The sequence below is a fragment of the Halalkalibacter kiskunsagensis genome, from assembly GCF_037027555.1.
GTDB lineage: Bacteria > Bacillota > Bacilli > Bacillales > Bacillaceae_D > Halalkalibacter > Halalkalibacter kiskunsagensis.
The window spans coordinates 1-5,112 of sequence record NZ_JAXBLX010000089.1 but is presented as its reverse complement, the minus strand read 5'-3'; the positions used below and the strand labels follow the sequence as shown (position 1 = coordinate 5,112).

The window sequence follows — 5,112 nt, the reverse complement described above, 5'->3', positions numbered from 1 at the left end:
TTAGAGCTCCTATTTCTAAGGGACTGGAAATCATTGAAGGGTTGCGCGGTCATACGTCTGGATATAGTGTACCTGCAATATTTCTTATTGTAAGTGTATAATCCCATGATAATCTATTACTAATAATTACCATAACTAAATAGAAAGGAATTGATGGTTGAGTGTCAACTTCTTCTAAAAAGATCAATCATGTTGCTAAGTATCTACGTATTTCACAAGAGAAGAAATCTGAAAATTTCGAAACTCTAAGCAATCATAGAGCTCTTTTATCCGAATTTGCAAAAGACAATGGATACACTTACGAAACATATGAAGAAGTACTATCTGGAGGGGCTTCTGATCTTGACCAAAGACCACAGTTGCAGAAGTTGCTGAATGAAATTGAAAAATTTGATGCGATTTTAGTCGTAGAGTTATCACGGTTATCAAGGAATGGATTAATCTCTGAAACCGTGCTGCAGTATTGTAAAGATTATGATAAGCCTATTATAACACCGGAAAAACTTTACGACTTAGCAAATAATGATAACGATGTACTAACCTTTCGTTTTGGATCACTTATTGCATCACAAGAACATGCGTTAATAGGGAAGCGTTCGAAATACAATAAAATTCAAATGGCGAAAGCTGGATTATATATTACTGGCGTCGTGCCTTTTGGTTATATAAGAAACTCTTTGACTAAGAAGCTTGAAATTGATGAAGAAAATGCGAAAACAATTCGCTATATTTTTAAGCTTCATTCAGAAGGATTAGGAAGTTATAAAATCAGAGATATTTTGAATGCGGAAGGTTACAAGTCAGCTACTGGCAAACATTTTAATTTGCCGTCTATTAAACGAATTATTCAAAATCCTGTTTATAAAGGATGGACAGTATTTAATGACCGGAAAAAGGTAAAGAAGAATGGAAAATTTACATATGAAACTGTGGAGACGATTATTAGTAAAGACACTCATCCACCAATTGTTGAAGCAAGCTTGTGGAATGAAGTAAATAAAGATAGAGAAGAACGTGCGAAAAGATCTACATTTTCACGAGAAAAACCAGCAGTTAAAACAGGAGTGACGATGTTAAAAGACTTGATTTATTGTTCAGAGTGCGGAAGAAAAATGACGGTTAGAAAAGATAATAAATTAAAAATGTATACGATTAAGAAATGTGAGTATTTAACGGACGAAGGTGAAAAATGTGGTAATGCAGGCATTAAGCTGGATCATGTTGAGAAAAATGTCATGATGCATCTCCAAAAATACAAAGTGGAATTAGAGGAATATCTACAAACATTAAATTCTGAAGCTAGTTCAATAGTCGAAACTGAACAAAAAAATCGTTTAAACCAGTTAGAAAAACAAAAAAAAGAACTAGAAAGCCAAAATAGCAAATTAATTGACCTAGCATTATCAGGTATATTTACACATGATGAGCTAAAAGAAAAGAAGCAGCGACTAACTGATGAATTGACGTATCTGGAAAGGCAACGTGAGAACCTACTATTTGAAATGAACCATGTGTCTGTTGAAGATATGCAAACCCAGATAGAAGGAACTCTTGAAAAGATCGAAACAGTAGAAATTAAGGACAATCCCGAAGCCTTAAACGCGACATTGAAAACAATGATTAAAAAGATTCATTATTCTAGGGTGATACCTAAAGACCTTCTAATGAAGTCGACACAGAACCCTGAGAGAAAGAATTATCCTTTTGAATTAAAGATAGAATACTTTTAGAGTAGAATCGTTCTAATCTTTTTAAAATGAGGAATTATTATATGCGGGTATTTTAGAAAAAGAGAATTTAGTTGATAAATCATGGAGTGAGTAAAAGCTAATTGTCAAAATATAATTGAGTTTGAAAGATTTAAAGGAGGATTAAATGCAAGAAAAGAAACGTGCGTACTAAAGATATTTACTAGATATTCGCTATTTTTCCTCATTTCTCTGATTACAGCCATTGAAATGTACCACCTTTGATATAGCTTTTACCTCCAAATGACGAAAAGAGTACCAAAGAATGACAGACTGTTTACCAATGCAATCCTTCTGGTGATAAAAGTTATTAAATCATATTTTTGAGACTCAAAAGTGTTATAAATATTTGATTGATCTTCAATTAGGTCAGTCTTCTGCAAACGGGTTAGATTAACTCTTGTATTACGTAGTAGACAATTACTACGCAGTAAAGTTCTTTTTTTTTGTTACTTTGTGAAAGAATGTACTTAAGCTAATGGGGAGTTATCTACAGTATGATTTACCACCGTATTCAACGTAAGTTAGCAAGCTACATCTGAAAAAGCTGGTAATGTGAGCTCACTCTATTTTTTCTGTACAGTCCAATCAGATATTTTGTTATGGACATAATCTAGTGGTAAATAGTAAAGGAGATGATGTCTTTGTCAAATAAGATAAAGTCATATAAAGGGTGCTGTCCACATTATCCGCTTTCTACAGCGCCAAAGAAAAAAAATGCATCTGTCCACCTGGCCCCCGTGGACCACGGGGAGCTATCGGCCCAGCGGGTCCAGCAGGGCCACCAGGACCTGAAGCCAGTCTTTGCGACTGCTGTACTTACCCCATGCAGAATGTTTTGCGTCAGCTGATCGGTCAGCAGGTCATTCTTGGCACGGTTGCTGATGAACCAAATACTCCGCCATTGTTGTTTCTGGTCACGATTGACGATGTGAATGACTTTTTAGTAACTGTCACCGATCCGAACACGAACATTACAAACGTCGTTGCCATTTCGGCTGTTACCGCCGTGCTGTTTCCCCCCGGTCCTGAAATCGAGCTTGAGCCTCCGGTGGATTTTCCCGGCGAATGTCATTGTGTCGAGCGACCGATGAGAGAGTTGTTGAAAACCCTCATTACTTCCAACGTTAATCTAAGATCGCGGCAAGGTTCCTTTGCCCAAAATGTTTCTATTCAAAGAGTGGGCCTTGGCATCGCTTACGGACAATTGGATATTGGCGGTGGGAACATCGTGGATATTGCATTATCTATTTGTGAAATCGCTCAAGTAGAACTTCCATGATTAGACAAAGAGGTCGGTCTGTTTACGGCATATGATAGACCGGCGCTCTATTTTCTCCATAACATCTGTAATTCAACTTTTCCCGTTTTCTCATCTATCCATCATTCCTTTTCAACAAAAAAGTCATTGTCTGAATTAGCAAATCAGAAACTCACCATAGCTTGGTAACAAATTAAAAAAGTAAGGAAGAAATTTGTTAGCTTACCAAAGGTATTAGTTATTGGAGTATCTTTTCGGAAATTTATTAAACGGTTGCTTATGTTGAAAAAAACTACTAAGAAACCAACTGCTGCACAGTACAACGATACTGTTGAAAAATTACGGAGACGATTACGTTTATTAAGTGATCGTCTCTTCTTCGTATTTGACTACATACTACTCAACAACGATTTGAATAATTTTAGGAAACCTAGAACCGTAACTTGTTATTTTCTGGTATGATTTTAGTGTGAAAATTTCTGACATTGTGAATTATTTAAATTAAACTAATGAGCAGCCAGGACAGTTTTTGAACATTCATCTTACCTGTGAATTGTACGGCCAGCATATCTAGTCGTGATTAGGTTCTGTTAATTCATAAACAAAATGAAAACTGTTAGTATAGAGAAGATAGAGAAGTTTGTTATGGATTAAAAAAAAGACCCTGATGTAGGGTCTTTTGATTATTTAAGCTGACGAAGAATATCATTTACATCAACATGTGATCTTTTCTCAATAATTTTCCCATCAGCAATTCGTAACATCATCATAAGCGAGAATCTAACCTTTTTACCTGTCGCAGGAACTCCACGGAATGGAATTCCTGTATGAGTACCTTCAAAGATCAGGTACACAGCAACTTGGTCGTCTTCACCCATGATTGCTTGGATTGGCATTTTGAACCCTGGAAAGGCTTCAAAATTTTTCTTTTCTGATTCTGCAAGACCTTCAGCACCATAAAACGGTGTATCAATTTGTGGATAAAACACAAAATCTTTATGAGCGAATTCTTTTAGTGCTTCATAGTCTTCTTTTTCAATCGTCTCATAAAAACGACGTACTAATTGTTTATTTGCTTCAACTGACACCTTTATCCCTCCAAAGAAAAACCTAGTATGAAATACTATTTAGAATGTGTAAGATTCACCATCAGATGGCACTAATACCTTATCGGAAATTCCTTTTTCATTAGTAAAGTTTTTTAACTCTTCTCTTGATAATGTCCAATGATTTACAGCTTCCATATGGGTAGAGATAATTTTTGCATTTGGAGCTGCTTTATAAACTTCATATACATCGTCTTTACCCATTACTAGAGAACCTCCTATATTGAATTGATTATCTCCTGCATTTACGACAATGATTTCAGGATTATGTGTGTTAATTACTTCCTGAACTGCATCATACCAAACCGTATCTCCAGCAACATATAATGTTTTCTCCGATGAGTGTTTGAAGACTACCCCACATACGTGACCAGCAGCTTTTAAAATTTCGCCTCTTCCGTGTTCGCCTTTTGTTTTAATCAATTGAATATCTTCAAGAATGGTATCCTCTTTTAAAACTTCCACATTTTGAAAACCAGCGTTGCGGATTACAGTTGCATCTTCTTCATTCTGGGAAAATAGTTTAATGTCTTTTGGTAATGCTTCTACGGCTGCCATATCCCAGTGGTCAGGATGAAGATGAGTGACGATAACTGCATCAATATCTTGAGTAATATTGTCAACGAATGTTGGCAAGCTTACCAAAGGATTGTTTTGATCTTGTCTTGGTGCTTCAGGTAGGCCAACAGTAGGTCCAAAAGCGGGCAAAGCCCCTTTTTCCGCTAACATTGGATCGATTAAGAACTTTTTCCCTGCATATTCAACGACTAATGTTGCATTTCGAATTAGTTGTATATTCATCTATTAAAACTCCTTTTCTTTTAAAATTACTTGGAACAATGTATATTCTATACTATGGACTAGAGCTGATACATGGCTTAAATAAAGTGTTTTTATCGTTTTACTTTATTTATGAAAGGACACTAGTGTTGCATTAAATTAGACTAACTATTAAAAATACTCAAAATGTTCAATAAAGTTATTTTGTGCAAAGAAA

At 35.6% G+C, this 5,112-nt stretch carries 4 protein-coding genes; 2 read left to right on the top strand and 2 right to left on the bottom strand.

The genetic code is table 11. The features are described 5' to 3' along the window. Positions 1–161: 161 nt before the first annotated feature. On the top strand, positions 162–1,730 hold the full coding sequence (locus SLH51_RS24255) for a recombinase family protein (RefSeq protein ID WP_335964159.1): 1,569 nt from the start codon (positions 162–164) through the stop codon (positions 1,728–1,730). Positions 1,731–2,574: 844 nt separating this feature from the next. Beyond that, positions 2,575–3,030 (top strand): hypothetical protein, encoded by a 456-nt coding sequence (locus SLH51_RS24250; protein WP_335964158.1) that lies wholly within the window; start codon positions 2,575–2,577, stop codon positions 3,028–3,030. Between the two features lie 662 nt (positions 3,031–3,692). On the opposite strand, the gene SLH51_RS24245 is transcribed toward SLH51_RS24250, so the two are convergent. Together SLH51_RS24245 and SLH51_RS24240 are read right to left on the bottom strand one after the other, a co-directional pair. Continuing rightward, a complete protein-coding gene (locus SLH51_RS24245; protein WP_335964157.1) occupies positions 3,693–4,097 on the bottom strand; it encodes an ester cyclase in 405 nt (134 codons plus the stop codon). 39 nt (positions 4,098–4,136) lie between these two features. After that, positions 4,137–4,916 carry an MBL fold metallo-hydrolase gene (locus SLH51_RS24240; RefSeq protein ID WP_335964156.1) on the bottom strand — a complete coding sequence of 260 codons (780 nt, stop codon included), beginning with the start codon at positions 4,914–4,916 and terminating at the stop codon, positions 4,137–4,139. Positions 4,917–5,112: the final 196 nt, after the last annotated feature.